23 protein-coding genes are annotated in these 21,840 nt (G+C 58.2%); 5 read left to right on the top strand and 18 right to left on the bottom strand.

From position 1 onward, the window contains the following. Positions 1–24 precede the first annotated feature (24 nt). Positions 25–534, top strand: coding sequence for a PTS glucose transporter subunit IIA (gene crr, locus AC559G_RS02520; protein ID WP_095847824.1), 510 nt, complete (start codon positions 25–27; stop codon positions 532–534). Positions 535–653: 119 nt separating this feature from the next. Here crr and AC559G_RS02515 read toward each other — a convergent pair whose 3' ends face one another. Together AC559G_RS02515 and AC559G_RS02510 are read right to left on the bottom strand one after the other, a co-directional pair. Further along, complete coding sequence (locus AC559G_RS02515; RefSeq protein ID WP_498911063.1) at positions 654–2,006, bottom strand: sensor histidine kinase; 1,353 nt, start codon at positions 2,004–2,006, stop codon at positions 654–656. Positions 2,007–2,011: 5 nt separating this feature from the next. Continuing rightward, positions 2,012–2,692 (bottom strand): response regulator transcription factor, encoded by a 681-nt coding sequence (locus tag AC559G_RS02510; protein WP_438599300.1) that lies wholly within the window; start codon positions 2,690–2,692, stop codon positions 2,012–2,014. A gap of 174 nt (positions 2,693–2,866) precedes the next feature. Between AC559G_RS02510 and AC559G_RS02505 the strand changes: the two genes are divergently transcribed. Both AC559G_RS02505 and AC559G_RS02500 read left to right on the top strand, forming a co-directional pair. After that, positions 2,867–4,066, top strand: coding sequence for an efflux RND transporter periplasmic adaptor subunit (locus tag AC559G_RS02505; RefSeq protein WP_498911060.1), 1,200 nt, complete (start codon positions 2,867–2,869; stop codon positions 4,064–4,066). Positions 4,067–4,068: 2 nt separating this feature from the next. Beyond that, the gene (locus tag AC559G_RS02500; RefSeq protein ID WP_498911058.1) at positions 4,069–6,018 is read left to right on the top strand and encodes an ABC transporter permease; all 1,950 of its coding nucleotides are present in this window, start codon (positions 4,069–4,071) and stop codon (positions 6,016–6,018) included. Between the two features lie 46 nt (positions 6,019–6,064). On the opposite strand, the gene cysM is transcribed toward AC559G_RS02500, so the two are convergent. The 8 genes from cysM to AC559G_RS02460 form a co-directional block, all read right to left on the bottom strand. Beyond that, the gene (gene cysM / locus AC559G_RS02495; protein WP_498911056.1) at positions 6,065–6,946 is read right to left on the bottom strand and encodes a cysteine synthase CysM; all 882 of its coding nucleotides are present in this window, start codon (positions 6,944–6,946) and stop codon (positions 6,065–6,067) included. Positions 6,947–7,158: 212 nt separating this feature from the next. Further along, entirely contained in the window at positions 7,159–8,247 is a 1,089-nt protein-coding gene (gene cysA / locus AC559G_RS02490; RefSeq protein ID WP_498911054.1) for a sulfate ABC transporter ATP-binding protein, read from the bottom strand. Then, positions 8,237–9,112, bottom strand: a complete 876-nt coding sequence (cysW, locus tag AC559G_RS02485) for a sulfate/thiosulfate ABC transporter permease CysW (RefSeq protein ID WP_438599758.1) — start codon at positions 9,110–9,112, stop codon at positions 8,237–8,239. The genes cysA and cysW overlap by 11 nt, the downstream gene beginning before the upstream one ends. After that, positions 9,112–9,945 (bottom strand): sulfate/thiosulfate ABC transporter permease CysT, encoded by an 834-nt coding sequence (cysT, locus tag AC559G_RS02480; RefSeq protein WP_279024382.1) that lies wholly within the window; start codon positions 9,943–9,945, stop codon positions 9,112–9,114. Before cysT ends, cysW begins: the two co-directional genes overlap by 1 nt. 2 nt (positions 9,946–9,947) lie before the next feature. Next, positions 9,948–10,970: a sulfate ABC transporter substrate-binding protein gene (locus AC559G_RS02475; RefSeq protein ID WP_498911052.1), complete on the bottom strand. Its 1,023-nt coding sequence runs from the start codon at positions 10,968–10,970 to the stop codon at positions 9,948–9,950. 287 nt (positions 10,971–11,257) lie between these two features. Then, entirely contained in the window at positions 11,258–12,157 is a 900-nt protein-coding gene (locus tag AC559G_RS02470; protein ID WP_498911050.1) for a Dyp-type peroxidase, read from the bottom strand. Between the two features lie 157 nt (positions 12,158–12,314). After that, positions 12,315–12,899, bottom strand: a complete 585-nt coding sequence (locus AC559G_RS02465) for an RpoE-regulated lipoprotein (protein ID WP_438599761.1) — start codon at positions 12,897–12,899, stop codon at positions 12,315–12,317. Between the two features lie 146 nt (positions 12,900–13,045). Continuing rightward, positions 13,046–13,510, bottom strand: coding sequence for a DUF2919 domain-containing protein (locus AC559G_RS02460; protein WP_498911048.1), 465 nt, complete (start codon positions 13,508–13,510; stop codon positions 13,046–13,048). Positions 13,511–13,739: 229 nt separating this feature from the next. On the opposite strand from AC559G_RS02460, the gene AC559G_RS02455 reads away from it, so the two are divergent. Further along, on the top strand, positions 13,740–14,138 hold the full coding sequence (locus tag AC559G_RS02455) for a YgiW/YdeI family stress tolerance OB fold protein (RefSeq protein WP_498911046.1): 399 nt from the start codon (positions 13,740–13,742) through the stop codon (positions 14,136–14,138). A 52-nt stretch (positions 14,139–14,190) separates the two neighbouring features. Here AC559G_RS02455 and AC559G_RS02450 read toward each other — a convergent pair whose 3' ends face one another. From AC559G_RS02450 to AC559G_RS02415, 8 genes are all read right to left on the bottom strand, one after another. Continuing rightward, a complete protein-coding gene (locus AC559G_RS02450) occupies positions 14,191–15,372 on the bottom strand; it encodes an amino acid deaminase (protein ID WP_498911044.1) in 1,182 nt (393 codons plus the stop codon). A 52-nt stretch (positions 15,373–15,424) separates the two neighbouring features. Next, positions 15,425–16,201, bottom strand: a complete 777-nt coding sequence (locus tag AC559G_RS02445; RefSeq protein ID WP_498911042.1) for an IclR family transcriptional regulator — start codon at positions 16,199–16,201, stop codon at positions 15,425–15,427. Positions 16,202–16,235: 34 nt separating this feature from the next. After that, the gene (locus tag AC559G_RS02440) at positions 16,236–16,619 is read right to left on the bottom strand and encodes a RidA family protein (RefSeq protein WP_279027923.1); all 384 of its coding nucleotides are present in this window, start codon (positions 16,617–16,619) and stop codon (positions 16,236–16,238) included. A gap of 25 nt (positions 16,620–16,644) precedes the next feature. After that, the gene (locus AC559G_RS02435) at positions 16,645–17,424 is read right to left on the bottom strand and encodes an amino acid ABC transporter ATP-binding protein (RefSeq protein WP_095847811.1); all 780 of its coding nucleotides are present in this window, start codon (positions 17,422–17,424) and stop codon (positions 16,645–16,647) included. Further along, positions 17,421–18,083: an amino acid ABC transporter permease gene (locus AC559G_RS02430; RefSeq protein WP_095847810.1), complete on the bottom strand. Its 663-nt coding sequence runs from the start codon at positions 18,081–18,083 to the stop codon at positions 17,421–17,423. The genes AC559G_RS02435 and AC559G_RS02430 overlap by 4 nt, the downstream gene beginning before the upstream one ends. A gap of 8 nt (positions 18,084–18,091) precedes the next feature. Further along, a complete protein-coding gene (locus tag AC559G_RS02425; protein ID WP_438599765.1) occupies positions 18,092–18,754 on the bottom strand; it encodes an amino acid ABC transporter permease in 663 nt (220 codons plus the stop codon). Between the two features lie 48 nt (positions 18,755–18,802). After that, on the bottom strand, positions 18,803–19,660 hold the full coding sequence (locus AC559G_RS02420) for a transporter substrate-binding protein (RefSeq protein WP_498911039.1): 858 nt from the start codon (positions 19,658–19,660) through the stop codon (positions 18,803–18,805). A gap of 356 nt (positions 19,661–20,016) precedes the next feature. Next, a complete protein-coding gene (locus AC559G_RS02415) occupies positions 20,017–20,442 on the bottom strand; it encodes a GNAT family acetyltransferase (RefSeq protein ID WP_095847807.1) in 426 nt (141 codons plus the stop codon). Positions 20,443–20,803: 361 nt separating this feature from the next. Between AC559G_RS02415 and amiA the strand changes: the two genes are divergently transcribed. Continuing rightward, positions 20,804–21,688, top strand: a complete 885-nt coding sequence (gene amiA, locus AC559G_RS02410) for an N-acetylmuramoyl-L-alanine amidase (protein ID WP_498911036.1) — start codon at positions 20,804–20,806, stop codon at positions 21,686–21,688. Positions 21,689–21,840 lie beyond the last annotated feature (152 nt).

The following is a 21,840-nucleotide window of genomic DNA, read 5'->3' as shown; positions in this document are numbered from 1 at the left end:
CAATTTAATGCTTAGGAGAAGATCATGGGTTTGTTCGATAAACTGAAATCTCTGGTTTCTGATGATAAGAAAGACACGGGCACTATCGAGATCGTTGCTCCGCTTTCTGGCGAAATCGTCAACATCGAAGATGTGCCAGACGTAGTATTCGCAGAAAAAATCGTTGGTGACGGTATTGCCATCAAACCAGCTGGCAACAAAATCGTTGCGCCGGTTGACGGCACTATCGGTAAAATTTTTGAAACCAACCACGCGTTCTCTATCGAATCCGACAGCGGCATTGAGCTGTTCGTGCACTTCGGTATCGATACCGTTGAACTGAAAGGCGAAGGTTTCAAACGCATCGCTGAAGAAGGCCAACGCGTCAAGAAAGGCGACGTTGTGATTGAGTTCGATCTGCCGCTGCTGGAAGAAAAAGCCAAGTCTACCCTGACGCCGGTTGTTATCTCCAACATGGATGAGATCAAAGAGCTGATCAAGCTTTCCGGCAACGTTATTGTTGGCGAAACCCCGATCATTCGCATCAAGAAGTAATTTGCGAAAGGCCATGGGGCTAAAAAAGCCAGTCGTTCATCGACTGGCTTTTTTGTTGCCCCGCCGCCAACGGCAAACGGGGAAATAAATACGCGGCAAACCCGCCGCTGATTGAGTGCTTATGCCTGTTGCTGCTGCCAGCGGGGTATGCGCAAGGTAATCACTAATCCCCCCTGCTCCGCGTTGCGGGCGTCAACTTGCCCACCGTGCGCCAGCACCACCTTACGGGTTATCGCCAGCCCCAGCCCATAGCCCTTGCCGGACATCGACGATTTTACCCGCACGAAGGGATCAAAAATGCTGGAAAGCTTCGATTCCTCAACCCCCGGCCCCTGATCGCTGACCTCAATCTGGAACTGCTGATCGATCCGCACCAACGCCACCGTCACCCGCTGCCCCTGCGCGGAAAAACGCAGCGCGTTGCGCACGATATTGTCTACCGCCCGCCGCATCAGTTCCGCGTTACCTTTCACGGTATATTCCACCGCGGAATCCGCCAGCAAGACAATCTCCACCCTGGGAACCTGCGCTTCGTAACGCGCATCGCTCACCACCGCTTCCACCAGCCCATAGAGATCAAAATACTCTTCATCCGGCAGACTATTGTTTTCAGCGCGCGACAACGTGAGCAGCTCGCCGATCATCTTATCCATCCGGCCGGTTTCATGCTCGATCCGCTGCAAGGCATTCTCAACCCCATCCGGGTTTTGCCGGGCAAGGCCGATGGCCAACTGCAGGCGCGCCAACGGCGAACGCAGCTCATGAGAAACGTCATGCAGCAGTTGCTCACGCGCGCTAACCAGCAATTCCAGGCGTTCCGCCATCGAATCAAAATCGCGTGCCACTTCAGAAAGCTCATCGTGCCGCCGCCGCATCGACGGGAAGAGCCGCACCGCCAGATCGCCTTGCGCCACGCGATCAAACCCGCGGCGCAGTTGGCGCATCGGCAACACCAGGTTCCAGGCCAACACCGCGCTGAACAGCAGCCCGCCAATGCCGCCCACCAGCAGCATCGGTTCGGGAATATTCAAAAGATGGCCACGCCTTTCAGAACGGTATTGCTGGCGTAACCCTTCCAGATCGAAACGCAGCAGGTAGCCGCGCTTTTCCACCCCTTGGCCATATTCAACATACCGCTGCGGAGTGCGAACGGACGACGGCGTATCGCCGCCGGCAACCACCGCAGGCTCAACGGCGTCCGCCGGCGGGTCTTCAGCCGGCTGCACGCTAAAGAAACGCCGATCGTCATCGGGCCAATCGGCCAGCATGATGCCTAACGCCGGCATCCCGCCGTTTTGCAATACCGCCGCTGCCGACGTCATCTGCAGGTTCGCCATCCGCCGCGCCACGGCGTAATCCGGCGGCTCATGGCGATTGTCATACAACGAAAACGCCACCCATAACGCCTGGGTGATAATAATAAAGGTCAGCCAAAAACCGAACAGGATCTTCCAGAATAATCTTCCGCGCATGCGCATTACCTGATGCGGTAGCCGATGCTGCGCACCGTTTCAATACTGAGCGTATTGCCCGGCAGCAGGCTCAGCTTTTGGCGAATGTTACTGATGTGCACGTCCACGCTGCGATCATAGGCTTCACGCGGGCGGCCGAGCCCTTGCTCTGACAGTTCATCCTTCGACACCACGCGTTCGGGCGAACGCAGCAGCAGCTCCAGCAGGTTGAACTCCGAGGCGGTGAGATCAAAACTTTTGCCGCACCATTCGCTGATGCGCGTTGAAGGGTTGAGCTGCAGATCGCCGAAGATAATCGGTGCGTCGCTGTCGACCTCCTCCGGCTGCTCCTCCACGCGGCGCAGCACCGCGCGCAGACGCGCCACCAATTCGCGTGGGTAGCACGGCTTCGGCATGTAATCATCGGCGCCCATCTCCAGCCCGATGACCCTATCGATATTATCGCCCTTCGCCGTCAGCATAATGATCGGCAAACGGCTTTTTTTACGCACATCCCGCAGCACATCGATGCCGCTCATATCTGGCAGCATGATGTCGAGGATCATCGCAGTATATTCACCGGACAACGCGCCTTCCACCCCGGCTTTCCCGGTTAAAACGAGCGTGGCGTTAAAGCCCTCGGCCGTCAGGTACTCACGCAGCATCGTGCCCAGTTCCAGATCGTCATCGACCAATAAAATTTTCATGCTTTGCTCCTATACATATTCGCGCTATTCTCCTGGCAATCTGCCTACTTCGCAGCCGGTTTTACCTTATTCTTACATATTCCTTAGTGCCACTTAACTTCTGCCGAAACGCGAGCACGTTAAATTAGTACGTAAAGACTTTTACTGTGTTTAACACAAGGAAGAAATGTTGTTATGTCACTGGCCAAACGTTCAAAACTGTACCTGATACTGTTGGTTTTTGCTGTATGTGCCGCATTGTTCAGCTACTTTACTTTATTCAGAACGCCCGATGCTCCCCGTTATATCACCGCCATCGCGCAAACGCGCGATCTGGAGCAAACAGTGCTGGCCGACGGCACTATTGAAGCGCAAAAGCTGGTCAGCATCGGCGCCCAGGTTTCCGGCCAAATCAAAGTGCTGAGCGTTTCCCTCGGCGATAGAGTGCACAAAGGGCAACCGATCGCTGAAATTGACGATCTCACCCAGCAGAACGCCCTGCGGGAGGCGCAGGCCGCGCTGAAAAACGTGCAGGCGCAGCGTGCGGCCAAACAAGCCGCGTTACGCAACAACCAGTTAGCCTTTGAGCGCCAGCAAAAAATTCTGGCGCGCGGTCTTGGCGTACAGGCCGATTATGACAGCGCCAGAGCCACCCTGGACGCGACCTTAGCCGACATCGAAGCCCTGGATGCCCAGATAGTGCAGGCACAGATTGCAGTCAGCACCGCCCAGCTTAACCTTGGCTATACCAAAATCACCGCCCCGATGGACGGCACCATTGTGGCGATTCCGGTGGAAGAAGGCCAGACGGTCAACGCCGTACAAAGCGCCCCCACCATCGCCAAGGTCGCCAAATTGGATACCATGACCATCAAAGCGCAGATTTCCGAGGCGGACGTCGTGAAGGTCAAAGCCGGCATGCCGGTCTATTTCACCATCCTCGGCGAGCCCGACAAGCGCTATCACGCCACCTTGCGTGCGGTAGAGCCGGCGCCAGACACGATCAATGACGATACATCGACATCCAGTAGCAGCAGCAGTTCCAACAGCAGCTCATCTTCTTCCAGCAGCGCGATTTACTACAACGGCCTGTTTGACGCCGCCAACCCGGACGGCGCATTGCGTATCTCCATGACGGCACAGGTATATATTGTGCTGCAGCAGGTGAAAAATGCGGTGGTGATCCCCGCCACCGCACTGCATGGCGATTGGATACAGGTGGTGGACAGCCAGGGCGGCATTGAACAGCGCCCGGTGAAAGTCGGTATCAACAACAACGTTGACGCCCAGATTATCAGCGGTCTCCAGGCCGGCGAAAAAGTCATTATCAGCCAGTTGGGGGGAAGCACATCAAGCAACGACGGCCATATGGGCCCACCGCCGATGGGGAGGTAAGCATGAGCGCACAACCCCTGCTGCAACTGAGTGGCATTAGCCGCCGTTTCAAGGCTGGCGAGCAAACCGTTACGGTGCTGAACAACATCAATTTGACGATCAACCGCGGCGAAATGGTGGCGATTGTCGGCGTCTCTGGTTCTGGCAAATCCACGCTGATGAACATCCTCGGCTGCCTCGATCGCCCCAGCAGCGGCGATTATCAGGTGGCGGGGCGCAGCACCGGGCAATTGGATCGCGACAGCCTGGCCGAACTGCGCCGCGAACATTTCGGCTTTATCTTCCAGCGCTATCATTTGCTGCGGGATCTCACCGCACGCGGCAACGTTGAAGTGCCCGCCATTTACGCTGGCTACGCGCGCATTGCCCGGCAGCAACGGGCCGAGGATCTGCTTAAGCGCCTGGGGTTAGGCGATCGCCTGGATTACCACCCCGGCCAGCTTTCCGGCGGCCAGCAGCAACGCGTCAGCATCGCCCGGGCGCTGATTAACGGCGGCGAGGTGATCCTGGCGGATGAGCCCACCGGTGCGCTGGACAGCCGCAGCGGGCAGGAGGTGCTGGCGATCCTCAAAGATCTGCACGCCCGCGGGCACACGGTGATCCTGGTTACCCACGATATGCAGATCGCCGGCAACGCCCAGCGCATTATCGAGATACACGATGGCGAAATCGTCGCCGACCGGCAGAAATCGCCGCCGGTGACCACCCTGCTGCCGAAAAAACCCGACCACACCAGCAGCCCCTGGCTGGCGCAGCGCGACCGTTTTTTCGAGGCGTTCAAGATGGCGTTGCTGGCGATGGCGTCGCAGCGCTTGCGCACCCTGCTGACCATGTTGGGTATTATCATTGGCATTGCCTCCGTGGTTTCCGTCGTTGCGTTGGGCAAAGGTTCACAACAGCGGGTGCTGGCCGACATCAGCGAGATGGGCACCAGTACGCTGGAGATATTCCCCGGCAAAGATTTCGGCGACATGCGCTCCGCCGCCATCCAAACCCTGCGCGCCACCGACGCCGACGCTCTGGCGCAGCAGAACTACGTGCACAGCGTCACGCCAAGCCTGTCTACCTCCACCACCCTGCGCTACGGCAACCGTTCGGTCAGCGGCTCGGTCAATGGCGTGGGCGAGCAGTACTTCCTGGTACGGGGATACAATATCGACAGCGGTATGGCGTTCAACCGCACCAGTGTTGAACACCTGATGCAGGAAGTGGTGATCGATGAAAATACGCGCGACAAGCTGTTCCCTGCCGGTAAAAACCCCATTGGGGAAGTGCTCCTGTTGGGCTCCCTGCCTTGCCGGGTCATCGGCGTGGTTGCCAAAAAACAGAGCGGTTTCGGCAGCGATGAAAATCTTAATGTGTGGATCCCTTACACCACGGCGATGAAACGCATGCTCGGCCAAAGCTACCTGAAAAGCATCACGGTGCGGGTCAACGACGATATCGATCTGAGCACCGCGGAAGACGGCATTACCCGCCTGCTGACCCAGCGCCACGGCAGCAAAGACTTCTTCGTGATGAACACCGACAGCATTCGCCAAATGATCGAGAAAACCACGGCGACCTTGACCCTGCTGGTATCAATGATTGCATTGATCTCACTGATTGTCGGCGGGATCGGCGTCATGAATATCATGCTGGTATCGGTAACGGAGCGGACGCGTGAAATTGGCGTACGAATGGCGGTGGGCGCCCGCGCCAGCGATATCATGCAGCAATTCCTGATTGAAGCGGTGCTGGTGTGCCTGCTGGGCGGCGCGCTGGGGGTGCTGCTATCTCTGGGGATTGGCGTCTTGTTCGACCAGTTCAGCAGCCGCTTCAGCATGGTGTATTCGCTGGGCTCGATCGTCGCGGCTTTTGTCTGTTCGACGCTGATCGGCGTGATTTTCGGCTTTTTCCCTGCCAAACGTGCCGCGGCGATGGACCCTATCCATGCGCTGGAAAGGGAATAACCCGATGATCGCAGGGCGGCGGCGTTCATGCCGCCCGGTTCAGGTTTTAATTAAAGACCCCGGTGGAGAGGTAACGATCGCCGCGATCGCAGATTATCGCCACCACCAGGCTGCCTGGGTTGGCCGCCGCAACCTGCAAAGCCCCGGCCACGGCACCGCCTGAACTGACGCCGCAAAAGATGCCTTCGCGCTGCGCCAGCAGCCGCATGGTCTGTTCCGCATCGATCTGCGCCATATCCAGTACCTGATCAACCAGTTCCGGGCGGAAGATGCGCGGCAGATAGGCTGGCGGCCAACGGCGAATACCTGGGATGTTGCTGCCTTCCGCCGGCTGCAGGCCGATAATCCTGACCGCGGGGTTTTGGCTTTTCAGGTAGCCGCCAACGCCGGTAATGGTCCCGGTGGTGCCCATGCTGGAAACGAAGTGGGTGATGCGCTGCTGCGTTTGCTGCCAGATTTCCGGCCCGGTGGTGGTAAAATGCGCGTACGGGTTATCCAGGTTGTTGAACTGATCCAATACCTTGCCCTGCCCCTGCTGCTGCATTTGCAGCGCCAGATCGCGCGCGCCTTCCATCCCCTGCTCGCGGCTGACCAGGATCAACTGCGCACCGTAAGCACGCATCGCCGCCTGGCGTTCGATGCTCATGTTTTCGGGCATCAGCAGTTTCAGGGAATAGCCTTTAAGTGCCGCGATCATCGCCAGCGCGATGCCGGTATTGCCGCTGGTCGCTTCGATCAGCGTATCCCCCGGCGAAATCTCGCCGCGAAGTTCCGCCTGTTGGATCATCGCCAACGCGGCGCGATCTTTGACTGAACCGGCGGGATTGTTACCTTCCAGCTTAACCCACACTTCGCTGTTCAGCCCTGCGGCCAGGCGTTGTAGTTTTACCAGCGGGGTATTCCCGATGCATTGTTCCAGCGTTGTCACTCTATCTGCCTGTATAGATGCGTGTGTAAAAAAGGCAACCCCAGGGGCGCCAGTCCGTTAACGGGAAAAATGCCTACGGCATTCTCACCCTGCTTGCCCAAAAAAGGCGACGTGACCGACATTGACCTGGGGTTGCCTTATATACCCCGCGCCCTCCAGGCCGGGCGGCGTGAAAGACGCAGGATATAAACCGTTTTGGACGGTTAAAATTATCAGGCGCTTTTCGCTAACGCAACAGGCTGCAACAATTGATTACCGGCATACAGGCGCGCATTGAGGCTGCCGACAAAGTAACGGCTGCCGCGCTCTGGGGTACCGTTGCCTTCCGGCAACACCACGCTGATCGGCTCCTGGTGCCAGCCAAGCGGCTGTACCACCAGTTGCCAATAGTGGCCACGCGGGCTGATTTCCAGCACCTGCACCGGCAATGGGCAACGAACGCTGCTTTCCGTGCTGATTTCCATTTCCCACGGGCGCAGGAACAATTCTACCGGCCCTTGGTGCATCGGTTGGAACGACAGCGGCCACTGATGAGCGCCGACAAACAGTTGTGAACCCCGGATTTCACCGTTAAGGCGGTTAACCTCACCCATAAACTCCAGCACGAAGCGGGTGGCGGGTTCGCGCATGATATGGCTCGGCGCACCGACCTGTTCAATATTGCCCTGACTCATCACCACGATACGATCGGCGACTTCCATCGCCTCTTCCTGATCGTGCGTCACGAACACACTGGTGAACTTCAGCTCTTCATGCAGTTGGCGCAGCCAGCGGCGCAGTTCTTTACGCACCTGGGCATCCAACGCGCCGAAAGGCTCATCCAACAGCAGGATCTGCGGCTCCACCGCCAGCGCACGGGCTAGCGCCACACGCTGTTTCTGCCCGCCGGACAGCTGCGAGGGGAAACGGTTGGCCAGATGGGCCAGTTGCACCATTTCCAGCAGTTGCTGCACTTTTTGTTTGATCGCCGCCGCATTGGGGCGCTCACGGCGCGGCAGCACCGTCAGTCCGAACGCCACGTTATCGAATACGGTCATATGGCGGAACAGCGCGTAGTGCTGGAACACAAAGCCAACCTGACGATCGCGCGCATGCACCCGGCTAACGTCGGTGCCGTGGAAGCTCAGCTTGCCGCCGCTTTGGCTTTCCAGGCCGGCGATAATGCGCAGCAGGGTGGTTTTGCCCGAGCCGGAAGGCCCCAGCAACGCCACCATCTCACCGGAAGGAATATCGAGCGAGATATCGTTCAATACCTTGGTACGACCGAAATATTTATTGATGCTGTTAATCTCAATGCTCATTATTTGCCTCCCGATCGCGCCGTATGTTCTGGCGTTCCAACCGCCACTGCAGCGCACTCTTCAAAAATAGGGTCACGATTGCCATCAGGGTCAGCAGCGCAGCCGCCGTAAAGGAGCCGACGGTGTTGTAATCCTGCTGCAATAACTCCACCTGCAGCGGCAAGCTGTAGGTCTCACCGCGGATAGAACCAGAAACCACCGATACCGCGCCGAATTCGCCGATGGCACGCGCGTTGGTCAGCACCACGCCGTACAGCAACGCCCAGCGGATGTTCGGCAGCGTGACGCGGCGGAACATCTGCCAGCCGGATGCGCCAAGCAACACGGCGGCCTCATCTTCCTGGCTGCCCTGGCTCAGCATCATCGGCACCAGTTCACGCACCACAAACGGGCAGGTGACGAACACCGTAACCAGCACCATGCCCGGCCAGGCGAACATCAGTTGGATATTGTGCGCATCCAGCCAGCCGCCCAGCAGGCCGTTGCTGCCGTAAAACAGCAGGTAAATCAGCCCCGCCACTACCGGCGAGACGGCAAACGGAATGTCGATCAGCGTCAGCAGCAGTTGGCGGCCCGGAAAGGTAAACCGCGTCACCAGCCACGCCAGCAGCGTGCCAAACACCAGGTTGACCGGCACCGTGATCAGCGCGATCAGCACCGTCAGCCAAATCGCATGCAGCATGTCCGCATCAAGCAGGTTGCGCCACATTTCGCCGGCGCCCTTGGAAAAAGCTTCGGCGAAAATCGAAATCATGGGGATCACCAGCAACAGCAGCGAAAACAGCATGCCAAGGCCGATCAGAACCCATTTGCCCCAGTTGATACCAGGGCGCTCAACGCCATTGAAGGCAGTCACATCAGCCATCAGTGCCCCCCGATGCGTTTGCCAAAGCGGCTTTGCAGCATGTTGATGCTAAACAGCAACAGCAGCGACGCCGCCAGAATCACCGAGGCGATAGCGCTCGCCGCCGGGTAGTCGAATTCCTGCAACCGCACAAAAATCATCAGCGAGGTCACTTCCGTTTTCCAGGCGATGTTGCCGGCGATAAAAATCACCGCGCCGAACTCGCCCAGGCTGCGGGTGAAAGAGATCGCCGTGCCGGCCAGCAGCGCCGGCGCCACTTCCGGCAACACCACACGGCGGAAGCTCTGCCAACGGGTCGCCCCCAGGGTTTCCGCCGCTTCTTCATACTCCGGCCCCAATTCTTCCAACACCGGCTGCACGGTGCGTACCACGAATGGGATGCTGGTAAACGCCATCGCCACCGCAATCCCCAACCAGGTAAAGGTGACCTTGATATCAAAATGCGCCAGCCACTGCCCATACCACCCCGTGGTGGAAAACAGCCCCGCCAGCGTTAAGCCCGCCACCGCAGTGGGCAACGCAAACGGCAAATCCATCAGGCCATCAAGCAACGCGCGGCCGGGGAAACGATAACGTGTCAGTATCCAAGCCATCAACATGCCGAATACGGCATTGAACAAGCTGGCAACCGTCGCCGACAGCAAGGTGACTTTATAGGCGGCCACCACCTGCGGGCTGGTGACCACTTCCCAATATTGCGCCAGGCTCATCTGCGCCAGTTGCATCACCAACGCGCTGAGCGGCAAGAGTAAAATCAGGCAGACGTAAAACAGACTGCTGCCCAGACTAAGACCAAATCCGGGCAATACCCGTTTACTGGTGGACGACAACAACATTACTTATGCCCTGCTGCTAACAACCGATCCAGTTCGCCGCCGGTGGCAAAATGCGTGCTCATCACCTGCGGCCAACTGCCAAACTGATCTTCCACCCGGAACAAGCGGGTTTCAGGGAACTGATTTTTTGCCGCGTCCATCGCCTTCTGGTCATAGACGCGGTAGTAGAAGCTGGTGATCACCTTCTGGGCCGCCGGGCTGTAGAGGTAATTCAGGTAGTCTTTGGCCACCTGCTCGGTGCCGTTACGCTGCACGTTGCTGTCCACCCAGGTCACCGGAAACTCCGCCAGAATATCCACCGGCGGCACGATCACCTGATAGTTATCTTCACCGTACTGTTTACGGATATTATTCACTTCGGATTCGAAGCTTATCAGCACATCCCCAAGGCCACGTTCCACGAAGGTGGTGGTCGCGCCGCGCCCGCCGGTGTCGAACACCTCGACGTTTTTCAGGAACTGGGTCATAAACGCGCGGGTTTTGGCCGCGTCGTTGCCGTCAGCCTGGCTGGCGGCGCCCCAGGCGGCCAGATAGGTATAACGGCCATTGCCGGAGGTTTTCGGGTTCGGGAACACCAGCTTGACATCGCTACGCACCAGATCGTCCCAGCTCTTGATGCCTTTCGGGTTGCCTTTGCGCACCAGGAACGCCATGGTGGAATAAAAAGGCGAACTGTTGTTCGGTAAACGCGCCTGCCAGTCAGCCGGGATCAGCTGCCCGCGATCGTGCAGGATCTGCACATCGCTCACCTGGTTATAGGTCACTACATCAGCGCGCAGCCCCTGCAGGATCGCCAACGCCTGCTTTGACGAGCCGGCGTGGGATTGTTTGATTGTCAGCGTATCGCCCGGGTGCTGTTGGTTCCATTGTTGTTCGAACCCTGGGTTCAACGCGGCAAACAGCTCACGGGAAACGTCATAAGAGCTGTTGAGCAATTCAGCCGCAGAAACGCTACTGGCGGCCAACAGAGCGGCCGCCAGCCATCCTTTCAGCATCAGATTCTTAACCCGTGTTGTTTTCATTATTCACCTTATCACTGTGTCAATCCGTCGAACTTTCGCCCTGATGATGAAAGACCCGCCCCGCTGATGGCGCCAGGCACGGCGACGGGAACAAACCTAGTGTATTTATAACTGAGTAAAGACCTGTAACGCTTTTATATACCGTTTAGTGATTTTCAAGCATGAAATGCTATAAGAGGGAGATGCGGAGGTTTATACGGGAAGGCATTTTCCGCCGGGCGCAAGCAAGCAGCCCCGGCGGAACAGGTAATCCCCAGCAATCGCACGATTGCTGGGCGTGGCCGGAACTACAGTGACAGCAGGCGCGTCAGCGAAGGCGCAAAATAGTAGCTGCCGCTTACCGCGCGGCTAAAGCGCAGCATCTGGTCGCGTTTACCGTCCAGATCGCCGAACATGCTCAATAGTTGCTGTTCGATATTATGCAAACGCGCGCAATAAGCAATAAAGTACAGGCCGTGTTTGCCGCTGGCGGTGCCGTAAGGCAAGCTTTGGCGCAGGATCTTCAGCCCTTTGCCATCCTCTTTCAGATCGACCCGGCTAACGTGGGAAGTGTCCGGGCGCTGGTCGGCAGGCAACTCTTCGCTGTCGGCCTTGGTGCGGCCAATGATTTGCTCTTGCTGCTCGGTCGAAAAACGCTGCCACTGGCGCAGATTGTGTTCATAGCGCTGCACCAGCACATAGCTGCCGCCTTCATCTTCTTCACCGGCGCCAATCACCGCAACCGCCGGGCGCTTCTCACCCTGCGGGTTTTCGGTGCCGTCAATAAAGCCGCTCAGATCACGATCTTCCACCCAGCGAAAACCGTGGATTTCTTCTTCCACCCTGATGGCATTGCCGAATGCCGCCAGCGCGGCCTGCGCCAGCGAAAAGTTAACGTCATGACGCAGGGATTGAATATGGATCAGCATATCGCGCTGGGTGGCCGGCGCCAGCCCCTTGCCCAGCGGGGTGAACGGTTTGAGCTCATGCGCGCCCTGGCCGCCGGAAAGATCGCGCCAAACGTCATAGCCGAAGGCGATTACCGCGCCCAGCCCCGCCTGCGGGAACTGCTGCTGCAACTCCGCCAGCGCCTGGCAAAACTGTTTGCACCCCTGGCGCAAATCAGCGAACTCCCCCTGAACCATGGCTTCCATAAAAATGCCAAAACGGCAGTGTTCCAGCAAAATGCCGCTCTGAACCTGTGTCATGTTGTTATCCTCATACCTAAACGGGCAACAGGTTCGCAGTTCTGGGCTGCTCCCCTGCCGAAAAATACGCGCTATCATAACGTATGCTGGCAGGATTGACTTGCCTGAACGCAAAGAAAAAGGCGTTAATCAATGCATTACAGGCTAACGCGGCGTTTTATTGCGCTTTGGCATGCCAGATAATCTTGCTGACGGTCCAGGTTTTCAGCGTGTCATCCGGTGGGATAATGCTTTGGGGGCCGGCCCATTTGCCATCAAAGATGTAGGTCACGTAGCGGCTTTGCGGCGCCACGCACTCTACTTTACCGGCATCCTCCCCTTCCGCAGGCTTACAGGCGCCAAAAGCTTTGCTGTACATATCGCCAAACGCCGTGCCCAACTTGCTGCCCCATTCGGTAGGGATGTTACGATCCATCACGTCCACACGCTGCACCCGGCCTTTGGCTTCGCCGGTAATCACCAGCTTCACCGCATCCCCCTCCATCGCCTGATAATAAGAGATTATCTGGCCGTTGCTGGTGGCCATACCGCTGCGCAGGCGGTAGTTATCGTTCAGGCCGTCATTGACCGCCGTTTCCGACATCGGTGTGCCGGCCGTGATGCCGCCAACGCCTTTGGCGCTGACCTTCAGGCTGCTGCCAAACCAGTTCCAGGGGGAAAGGCTTGACCAGGAAAAATCAGACAGCGTCGAACAGCCAGTCAGTAACAGCGGCAGCCCTAACAGCAGTGGGCGAATATTCATTTCATCACTCCTTAACATCGCGTGGCAAAGCTGCGGCCTTGCCGAATTCGGCGTTTTTCTGCGTGCCAGCCTCTCACAACTGCACGCCAGGCGCCATAGGTTGCGTGTTTGGAGTACAGAAATAGAGAAAAGTGCCGCAATAGGGCTCACGCTTGCGCAGCCCACGGGGCAAAACAGGCGCGCAGGCGTGGGCTACGCCACAGATAAACCAGCGCCAGCACGTCCATCAGCGCCAACAGGATCCCCAGCCCGGCGGCATCCTCCCCCTGCTGCCACAGGCTATAGAGCACGCCCGCCAGCGCCGCCAGGCCGGCAGCCAACAACACCCAATAGCTTGCCTGCCAACAACGCGGCCAGCGCTGGCGCCGCCCGCACAGCAGGAAGGCCAATACCGCCGGCAGCCCCATCAGCATGCCGAACCAAAAAGACTCACGATCCGGGTAGAAGATACGCAGCAACCCTTCACCCTGTTGGCTGGAAGCACCGGCAATCACCAGCAGGATCCAGGTACGCGCCTGTAAAATTAATACGCCCCAAAACCAGAGCGGCAAACGCAAAGCGCCGTGCCGATCGTAATCATCCGGGGAAAAATACCGTGGTGAAACCTTCACGCCGTATTCCTTGCTCAAGAGGCGATTACCAGTAGGCGGCGCTCCGCAGCGCCCTGGCCGCCATGGTCTATTACGGGGCACGCCCCGGTATTGCCAGATGGTGGCAAACCTGCGCTTTTTCAATCCGCCGGCTTAAGAAGCGCTTAAGATCCGTATGTTCTAATCCTTCTCAGCAAACGGCCCCGACCGACGGGGTGTTCGTTCACTCAAACAAGAAGGATGCTTCATTATGACAAAATTCACTCTGGCCGCTTTACTGACCATTTTCGCCCTGCCGGCTCTGGCGCAACAAGGGGGCTTTTCTGGCCCCGGCACACCGCAGGGCCAGCCTGCCGCCACGCAGCAGGGCGGCTTCTCCGGCCCCGGCGCCGCCCTGACCAGCGTAGATAACGTCAAATCATTGAACGACGACAGTTGGGTCACGCTGCAAGGCAACATTACCCAGCGCGTGGGGGATGATAGCTACACGTTCCGCGACGCCAGCGGCACCCTGACCGTGGAAATCGATCACAAACGCTGGAACGGCCAAACCATTACGCCGCAGGATAAAGTACAGTTGGAAGGCAAAGTAGACAAAGATTGGAACAGCGTGGAAGTGGATGTGAAAAATATCAAAAAAATACCGTAACGGCGATGATGCACCCTGCTTCGGTGGCCCTCTCGGCCACCGAAATACCCCATCAGAAATAGGTCGGCATGGCCTCCAGCAGTTGCAAATCGTCATCCACCAGGCACACCGAGCGCCATTTATCGAAGGTCAGGCACGGGTGCGATGCGCCAAAGGCGATCACATCCCCCACCCGTAACCCGTGATCTTGCGGCAATTGCAAAAAGGCGTGCTGATCCATCATTTCACGCACCTGCCAACGCGCATCCAGTAGTTGCGGCACGCAGTCGGCCGCACCGCGCCCCAGCCGATACAGGCGTAGCGGCGTCGGCAAGCCGGCGTCAAACGCCACGTCCCTTTTCCCCAACGCCACAATGGCGCTGCCGGGTTCGGGCAAAGACTGTATGTGCGCCCACACTTCCATCGCCGGCAGTAAGGCGCTGCCCAGCTCCGGGTGGCGCTGCAGCAGCGCCGCCTGGGATGTTTTGTACAGCCCATGATCGTGCACAAGATAACAACCTGGGCGCAGCAGCGGGGTAAAGTGCGCTTCAGCCCCCTGGCGTTTAAACGCTTCGGCCACCAGATCGTACCAGGCGGAGCCGGAAGCCGTGACATAGGGCCGCGCCAGGCCGAACTTGCCCGCCGCCAATAACGTCACCGCCGTTTCGACCAGGTAAGCGGCAAAGCGGCGGATCCCCTCTTCCGGCCGATCGCCGTGGATCACCCCTTCATAACCTTCGATACCGCTCAGCACCAGCGCCGGGCACGCCGCCACCGCCGCCAGTACCGCATCCGCCTGCTCCGGCGTACGGCAGCCGCAGCGCCCATGCGGCACGCCCAACTCCAGCATCACGTTCAGCGTTAACCCTTGGGCGGCAAAAAAGCGCCCCAGCTCGCGCACGTTGTCGGGATCGTCCACCAGGCAATGGAACTCCAGATCGCCTGCTTGCAGTAACCCGGCGATGATCGCCATGTTGGGCTGCCCCACCAGTTGGTTAGCCAGCAAAATGCGGCGCACACCGTGCTGATAAGCCACCGCGCACTGCACCGCCGTCGCCATGGTGATCCCCCAGGCGCCGTGCGCCAACTGGCGGCGAAACAACGCCGGGGTCATGGTCGTTTTGCCATGCGGCGCCAACCGCGCGCCATGGCGCACGGCATAATCCTGCATCCAGGCCAAGTTGTGCTCCAAAGCGCGCTGGTGCAGCACCAGCGCCGGCAGGCTGATATCCGCCAATAGGCGCTTGCCGGTCACAGCCGCGCCTTTTTCCCTACTCGCTGAAAGCGTGTTGTTCATCATAACCCCATCAAGTTGATGGGCTGCCGGAGAGGCGCATCTCCATCTCGCGGGCAGCCTGCAGCAGCACCTGGCGGTAATGTTGATAATTCGCCTTGGCGTCGCCACGCGGCGCAACGATACAGAACGTGGCGACGCAGCGCTGCTGCTCATAAATACCTGCGGCAAAACAATGGGTATAGTTATCGGCAATGCTGTCGAACGAGAAGAAACGCGCCTGGTGCGCCTGGCGGATCTCCTGCAGAAACCCCGCCTGCGGCAGAAACTCGCCGTTGGGCAGGCGGAAGTCTTCCGGCGGGATCAGCGCCAGGATATCTTCATCGCTCAGATGCCCCACCAGCAGGCGGCCAGACGCCGTCCATGGGATCGGCGTGTCCTCCCCCACTTCCGAAGAGATGCGGAACGGGCGATCGCCTTCACGCATGAGCGCAACGTTGTATTTCCTGCCGTTCAGCAGGCACATCTGCGCCGTTTCCCGCGTGCTGCTAACAATCTGCTCCAGGAAGCGATCCGATTCCCGGGTAAAGTCGAAATGGTTCAGGTGCGCCTGGCCGAGGAAATACAGCTCGCGCCCCAGATACACCAAGCCATCTTTCCCCACCGGCTCCAGAATGCAGCGCTCCAGCAGCAACGCGACCATCTCATATACCGTCGATTTCGGTGCGCCAATACCTTTGGCAATATCGTGCGGGCGCAGCGGCTGGCGCTGCTTTTTCAGGAAATCCAGTATCTCGAACGCACGATCGAGCCCTTTAACCCGGCGGCGGGTATCCGGCGCAGTCATCATAAAAACCCCATTGCTCCTGTTTGGCCATTGGCGGCTATTTGGCTTTATAGGCCACGCACTCCACCTCGACCTTACAATCTACCATCATCCTGGATTGCACGCAGGCGCGTGCTGGAGCAGCGGCGGAGAAATACTCGCTGAAAACCTTGTTGAAGCTCCAGAAATCGCGTGGGTCATCCAGCCAGACGCCGACACGCACCACGTGTTCCAGGCCGTAACCCGCCTCATGCAGAATAGCGATCAGGTTCTGGATCGCCTTGTGCGACTGTTCGATAATGCCGCCGGCAACCACTTCCCCCTGCGCCATGGCGATCTGCCCGGAAACAAACAGCCAACCATCGGCTTCCACTGCACGGGCAAACGGCAATGGTTGCCCACCGGCGCCATGTTCACCGGCACCATAACGAGTAATGCTCATTGATACGCTCCTTGATTTAACCGCGTTAGAAATGTGAGTGTTTGATAAATTCGGCCAGGCGTGGTGACGCCGGGTTATTGAACAGCTGTTTGGGCGGCCCTTGCTCCTCGATTTTTCCCTGGTTCATGAAAACGATGCGATCGGAAACCTCATACGCAAAACGCATTTCGTGGGTCACCAGCAGCATCGTCATTCCCTCATTCGCCAAATCCCGGATGACCGCCAGCACTTCGCCCACCAGTTCCGGATCCAGCGCCGAGGTCACTTCATCAAACAGCATCAGGCTGGGGTTCATGGCGATGGCGCGCGCGATCGCCACCCGCTGCTGCTGCCCGCCGGAAAGCTGGCCGGGATAATGGCCCTTACGCGCCAGCAGGCCAACGCGCTCCAGCCAATGTTCAGCACAGGCAATCGCCTGGTCTTTCGGCATTTTCTTCACCTTCAACAGGCCGAGCGTGACGTTCTGCAGCGCCGTCAGGTGGGGGAAGAGATTGAACTGCTGGAACGCCATGCCGGTCATCACCCGGTGGCGAGCAATGATCTTGTCAGGGTGCCGCACCCGCTGTTGCTGACGCTGAAAATAACCGATGGGCTGATCGTTAAGGCGGATCTCGCCCTGCTGAAAATCTTCCAGCAGGTTGACGCAGCGCAACAGCGTCGTTTTTCCCGATCCGCTTGAGCCGATCAGCGTGACCACATCCCCCTTATTCATGCTCAGATCGATGCCTTTCAGCACTTCCACGCTGCCATAACGTTTGTGCAAATCACGGATGTTCAGCAGCGGCGTAACGGTTGTCTGGTTCATGGGAGCCTCACGCGTTTTTCCAGATAGCGGCCAAATTGCTCAATGGAAAAGTTGATAATGAAAAACAGCAGCCCGGCGAAGGCATAGAACTGCAGCGTCATGAAGGTGCGGGCGATCACCTGTTGGGAGCTGAGCAGCAAATCGGCCACGCCGATGACCGACAGCAGCGTTGAGGCCTTCACGATTTCCGCGGCCGAGTTCACCCAGGTCGGCAGGATTTGCCGCAGCGCCTGCGGCAGTTGCACGTAGCGCAGATCCTGATAAAACGTCAGCCCGATAGCCTTTGCGGCTTCGCTTTGCCCACGCGGCACCGCCTGCAGCGCGCCGCGCACGATTTCCGAGACGTGGGAACTGCAAAACAGCGCCAGCGCCAGCACGCCGGCTTCAAACGCGCCGGCATCCCACCCCAGCGCGGGCGCAATGTAAAAGCAGGCCAGCACCAAAACCAACACCGGCGTGCCGCGCACAATATCGATATACAGCCGCACCAGCGTCTGCGCCCATTTCGGCGCATAGGTCACCAACAGGCCGCCCAGGGTGCCCAGCAGCGTGCCGCTGAGGATCGCCAGTAATGAAGAGAGGACGGTAACCACAAAGCCGTCCGCCAGGGTGGCGCGGGCCTGCCACAGTTGGTACCACCAGCTAAAGGGATCGTTCATGTTGCCTCCTATCGCACTATCGCCAGACGCCGTTCCGCCACCCGCAACGCCGCGGCGATCAGATAACAGGTAGCGATATACAGCAGGCTGGTCACCAACCAGGTTTCAATCACCCGGTAGCTTTCCAGGTTCAGTTTGCGGGCATAAAACGTCAGCTCCGGCACGGCGATCGACGCCGCCAGCGATGTATCCTTGAATAGCGAAATGAAGTTGTTGCCGAGCGAAGGCAGCACATTGCGCAACATCACCGGGATGATGATGTAACTTTTGATCTGCCACTCTTTCAGGCCGATGGCCTGCCCGGCCTCACGCTGCCCGGCGGGAATGCCCAGCAGGCCGGCGCGGAACACCTCAGTCAGATAGGCGCCGGCATACAGCGACAGCGTGACAACGAACGATCCCACCTGATCGAGCATGATGCCCATGCCCGGCAACGCGAAATAAATCATCAGGATAAGGATCAGGATCGGCAGGTTGCGCACCACCGTCACATACAGCGTGGCGCTCCAGCGCAACAACGGGTTCTTCGACAAGGTGCAGAACGCCGCCAGCAGGCCCAACGCACAGCCGATGGCGATCGACAGCAGCGACAGTTCCAGCCCAAGCCACAGCCCGCCCAGCAGCAGATCAAAACTTTGCCAGACGGGTGCGAAATTCAACGTGTAATTCATCTTGCAACCTCAATGCGCCGGGCGCCCTGCGGCCCCGGCGTGTACGCACTATTTATACTCAACCGGGAAACCAATTGCCGGCGTAGCAAGATCGCTACCAAACCATTTCTTGTAGGCGGCGGCATAGTCAGCAAAATCCACGCCGACCATCGCTTCATGCAGCGCCGTGTTGACATAGTTCAGCCAATCCTGATCGCCGCGCTTCAGCGCGCAGGAATAGGTTTGCGGGCTCCAGGCATAGTCCGGCGAATGGTAGCGGCCAGGGGTTTGTACCATCAGCCATTTGGCGGACGACTGATCGGTCGCCACGGCGTCCGCCCGCCCGGAATTGAGCGCCTGATACATCAGATCCACGCTTTCATACTGGGAAACCGTGGCCTTGGGCAGCGCCTGATGCACCAGTTGATCGGCATAGACGTTTTGTAGCACCGCTACGCGCAGGCCATCGCCGGCGGTGTTCATATCCGCCAGTTGCAGATATTTGCTATTTGCCAACGTCAGCAGCGCCACGCCTTCACGGTAATAAGGAATGGTGAACGCCACCTGCTGTGCCCGCTGTGCCGTGACCGTCATTGCCTGGCAGGTCATATCCACCTTGTCGGTCAGCAGGTTGGGGATTCGCGCATCCGAAGACTGCTGCACAAAGCGCACTTTGGTCGGATCGTTGAACAGCCCTTTGGCAACGATCCTGGCGATATCGATATCAAAGCCCTGCAGTTGGCCGTCGGCGCCCTGGAACCCCCAGGGCGCGTTGGTGCTGCCGGTGCCGACGATCAGATAACCGCGTTTCAGTACGTCATCCAGCCGGGCCGCATTCGCCTGCGCCGCGTAACAACCCAGCAGCGCCAACCCTGCCAAGATGCCAACCCGTTTCATGCCTGTTACTGCCTGATTCACTTTTCCCATGGTGCCTCCAAGTAATTCCGCTATAACGGAAACAATTTCGTAACTATGGAATTAATGCAGAAAAGATGCCAAAAAATAACCAGGCAGATGCGGATTTTCTTTACCCATTGTAAAAAAAGATCTTTTGGCAGGATCGTGCTGGTAGGGAATGAGCAACACAGACAGTAGGGCAAAACAGCAGGGGTAAACGATAGCGGGCAATTGCACCACCGGCGATCGGCCACGCACCATCATGAGGCCGTTTTAGCCCGTGGAACGATCAAATACGGAGGGAGAGTGCGGACAAGAGAAGCCCATTATGCCGGTGTGATAATGGGGGTGCCGTGTGGTGGTGCGGGCCTATGCCATCGGTGCGATCAATATTCCTGATCTTCAATCAGCCGTTTGCCCAAGCTGGTTATCCCCTGGATCTCATAGCCCAGCTTTTCATACATATCGATCACGGTGTCGTTATCTTCCCGCACCATCAATTGGATCTTGGGGCAACCGCGCGCGATCAGCTTTTTCTCCAGCCGGTTGATCAACGCGTTGGCGATGCCACGGCCGCGGTAATCCGGGTGCACCCCCAGGTAATATGCTGAACCGCGGTGGCCGTCATAGCCGCCCATGACCGAACCGACCACTTCGCCGCCCACTTCCGCCACCAGAAACAGTTCCGGATCGTGGTTCAGCTTGCGCTCGATGTCCATTTCCGGATCGTTCCACGGGCGCAGCAGATCGCAACGCTCCCATAAGGTCAGAACTTCTTCAAAATCGTCTTGCCGAAATACGCGAATTTCCATAGCCGCTCGCCATTATAAAAAAGAGTATTTCTCTGATTATCGCGTGATTATCCATATACGCAATATCAAACTGCGATTTGTGCCGGGCTGCCGCTGGATTTTCCGTAACACAATAGTGCGCGGCGCCGAAAACAAACGTAATAAATGGAAATAGTTATCGGGTGATTGATAACGACCAATACGTATACCCTTCATACTTCAAGTTGCAGGATAAAAACGCCAAATGCGTGCTTGAGTTGCGCTGGCCATGGCCATGCCCGGCTGCCGGAAAAGGCGGGGATAAAGCCGGCGCGCCTGCAACGTTAAATAATGACGGATAGAGACGTCGCCAAACAGATTGCCGCCACGGAGAGCCATAGAAATGAGTAAGCCGGTTGACCCTTTTTTGCGTTTCAAGCCGCTTAACGGCGCAACCTCGCGCCGCCGGCTGCTGCTTTCCGGCGTGGCGCTGGCGCTGTTCGGCAGCCCGAGCCCCAAAACGCAGGCCGGCATGCTGCGTAGCCCGCATAGCACGAGTGCCCCGGCGCCAAAAACCGCCGGCGGCATCAAGCGGGTTATGCTCGATCCGGGCCACGGCGGCATCGATTCCGGCGCCGTCGGCCATGAAGGCTCGAAAGAAAAACACGTGGTGCTGGAAATTGCCAACCACGTGCGCCGCTTCCTGCATGAGCACCCGAATATCGAAGCGCACCTCACGCGCGAAGAGGATGAATTCATCCCGCTGTTCCAGCGGGTGGAAATCGCCCACCAGCGCCAGGCCGATCTGTTTATTTCCATCCATGCCGATGGCTATACCCGCCCGGAAGCCTCCGGCGCTTCGGTGTTCGCCCTGTCTAACCGCGGCGCCAGCAGCGCCATGGCGCGTTATTTATCCAACCGCGAAAATGCGGCGGATGAAATCGCCGGCGGGAAATACAAAGAACAGGATAACTACCTGCAGCAGGCGCTGTTTGATCTGGTGCAGACCGATACCATCAACAACAGCCTGACGCTCGGCCACCACGTGTTGGGGAAAATCCGCGGCGTGCACCACCTGCATAGCCCGAATACCGAACAGGCGGCGTTCGCCGTGCTGAAATCGCCGTCCATTCCTTCCGTGCTGGTGGAAACGTCGTTTATCACCAACCCGGACGAAGAACGCCTGCTCGGCACCACCGCCTTTCGGGAAAAAATCGCCCGCGCCATTGCCGATGGCGTCGTCAACTTCTTCAGTGAATTTGACGCCCGCCAGCGCAGGGCGCGCTAAGGCTGCCTCTGTGCGGAAATAACGATATACCCTTCATACTTCAAGTTGCAGGTGTGTTGGCTTTCCTCGCTCACCCCAGTCACTTACTTCAGTAAGCTCCTGGGGATTCGCTGCGTTGCCGCCTTCCTGCAACTCGAATTATTTTGGGTATA

The sequence above is a fragment of the Gibbsiella greigii genome (assembly GCF_039540155.1).
Classification (GTDB): Bacteria; Pseudomonadota; Gammaproteobacteria; order Enterobacterales; family Enterobacteriaceae; genus Gibbsiella; species Gibbsiella quercinecans.
This window is presented reverse-complemented; position numbering and strand designations above follow the sequence as displayed.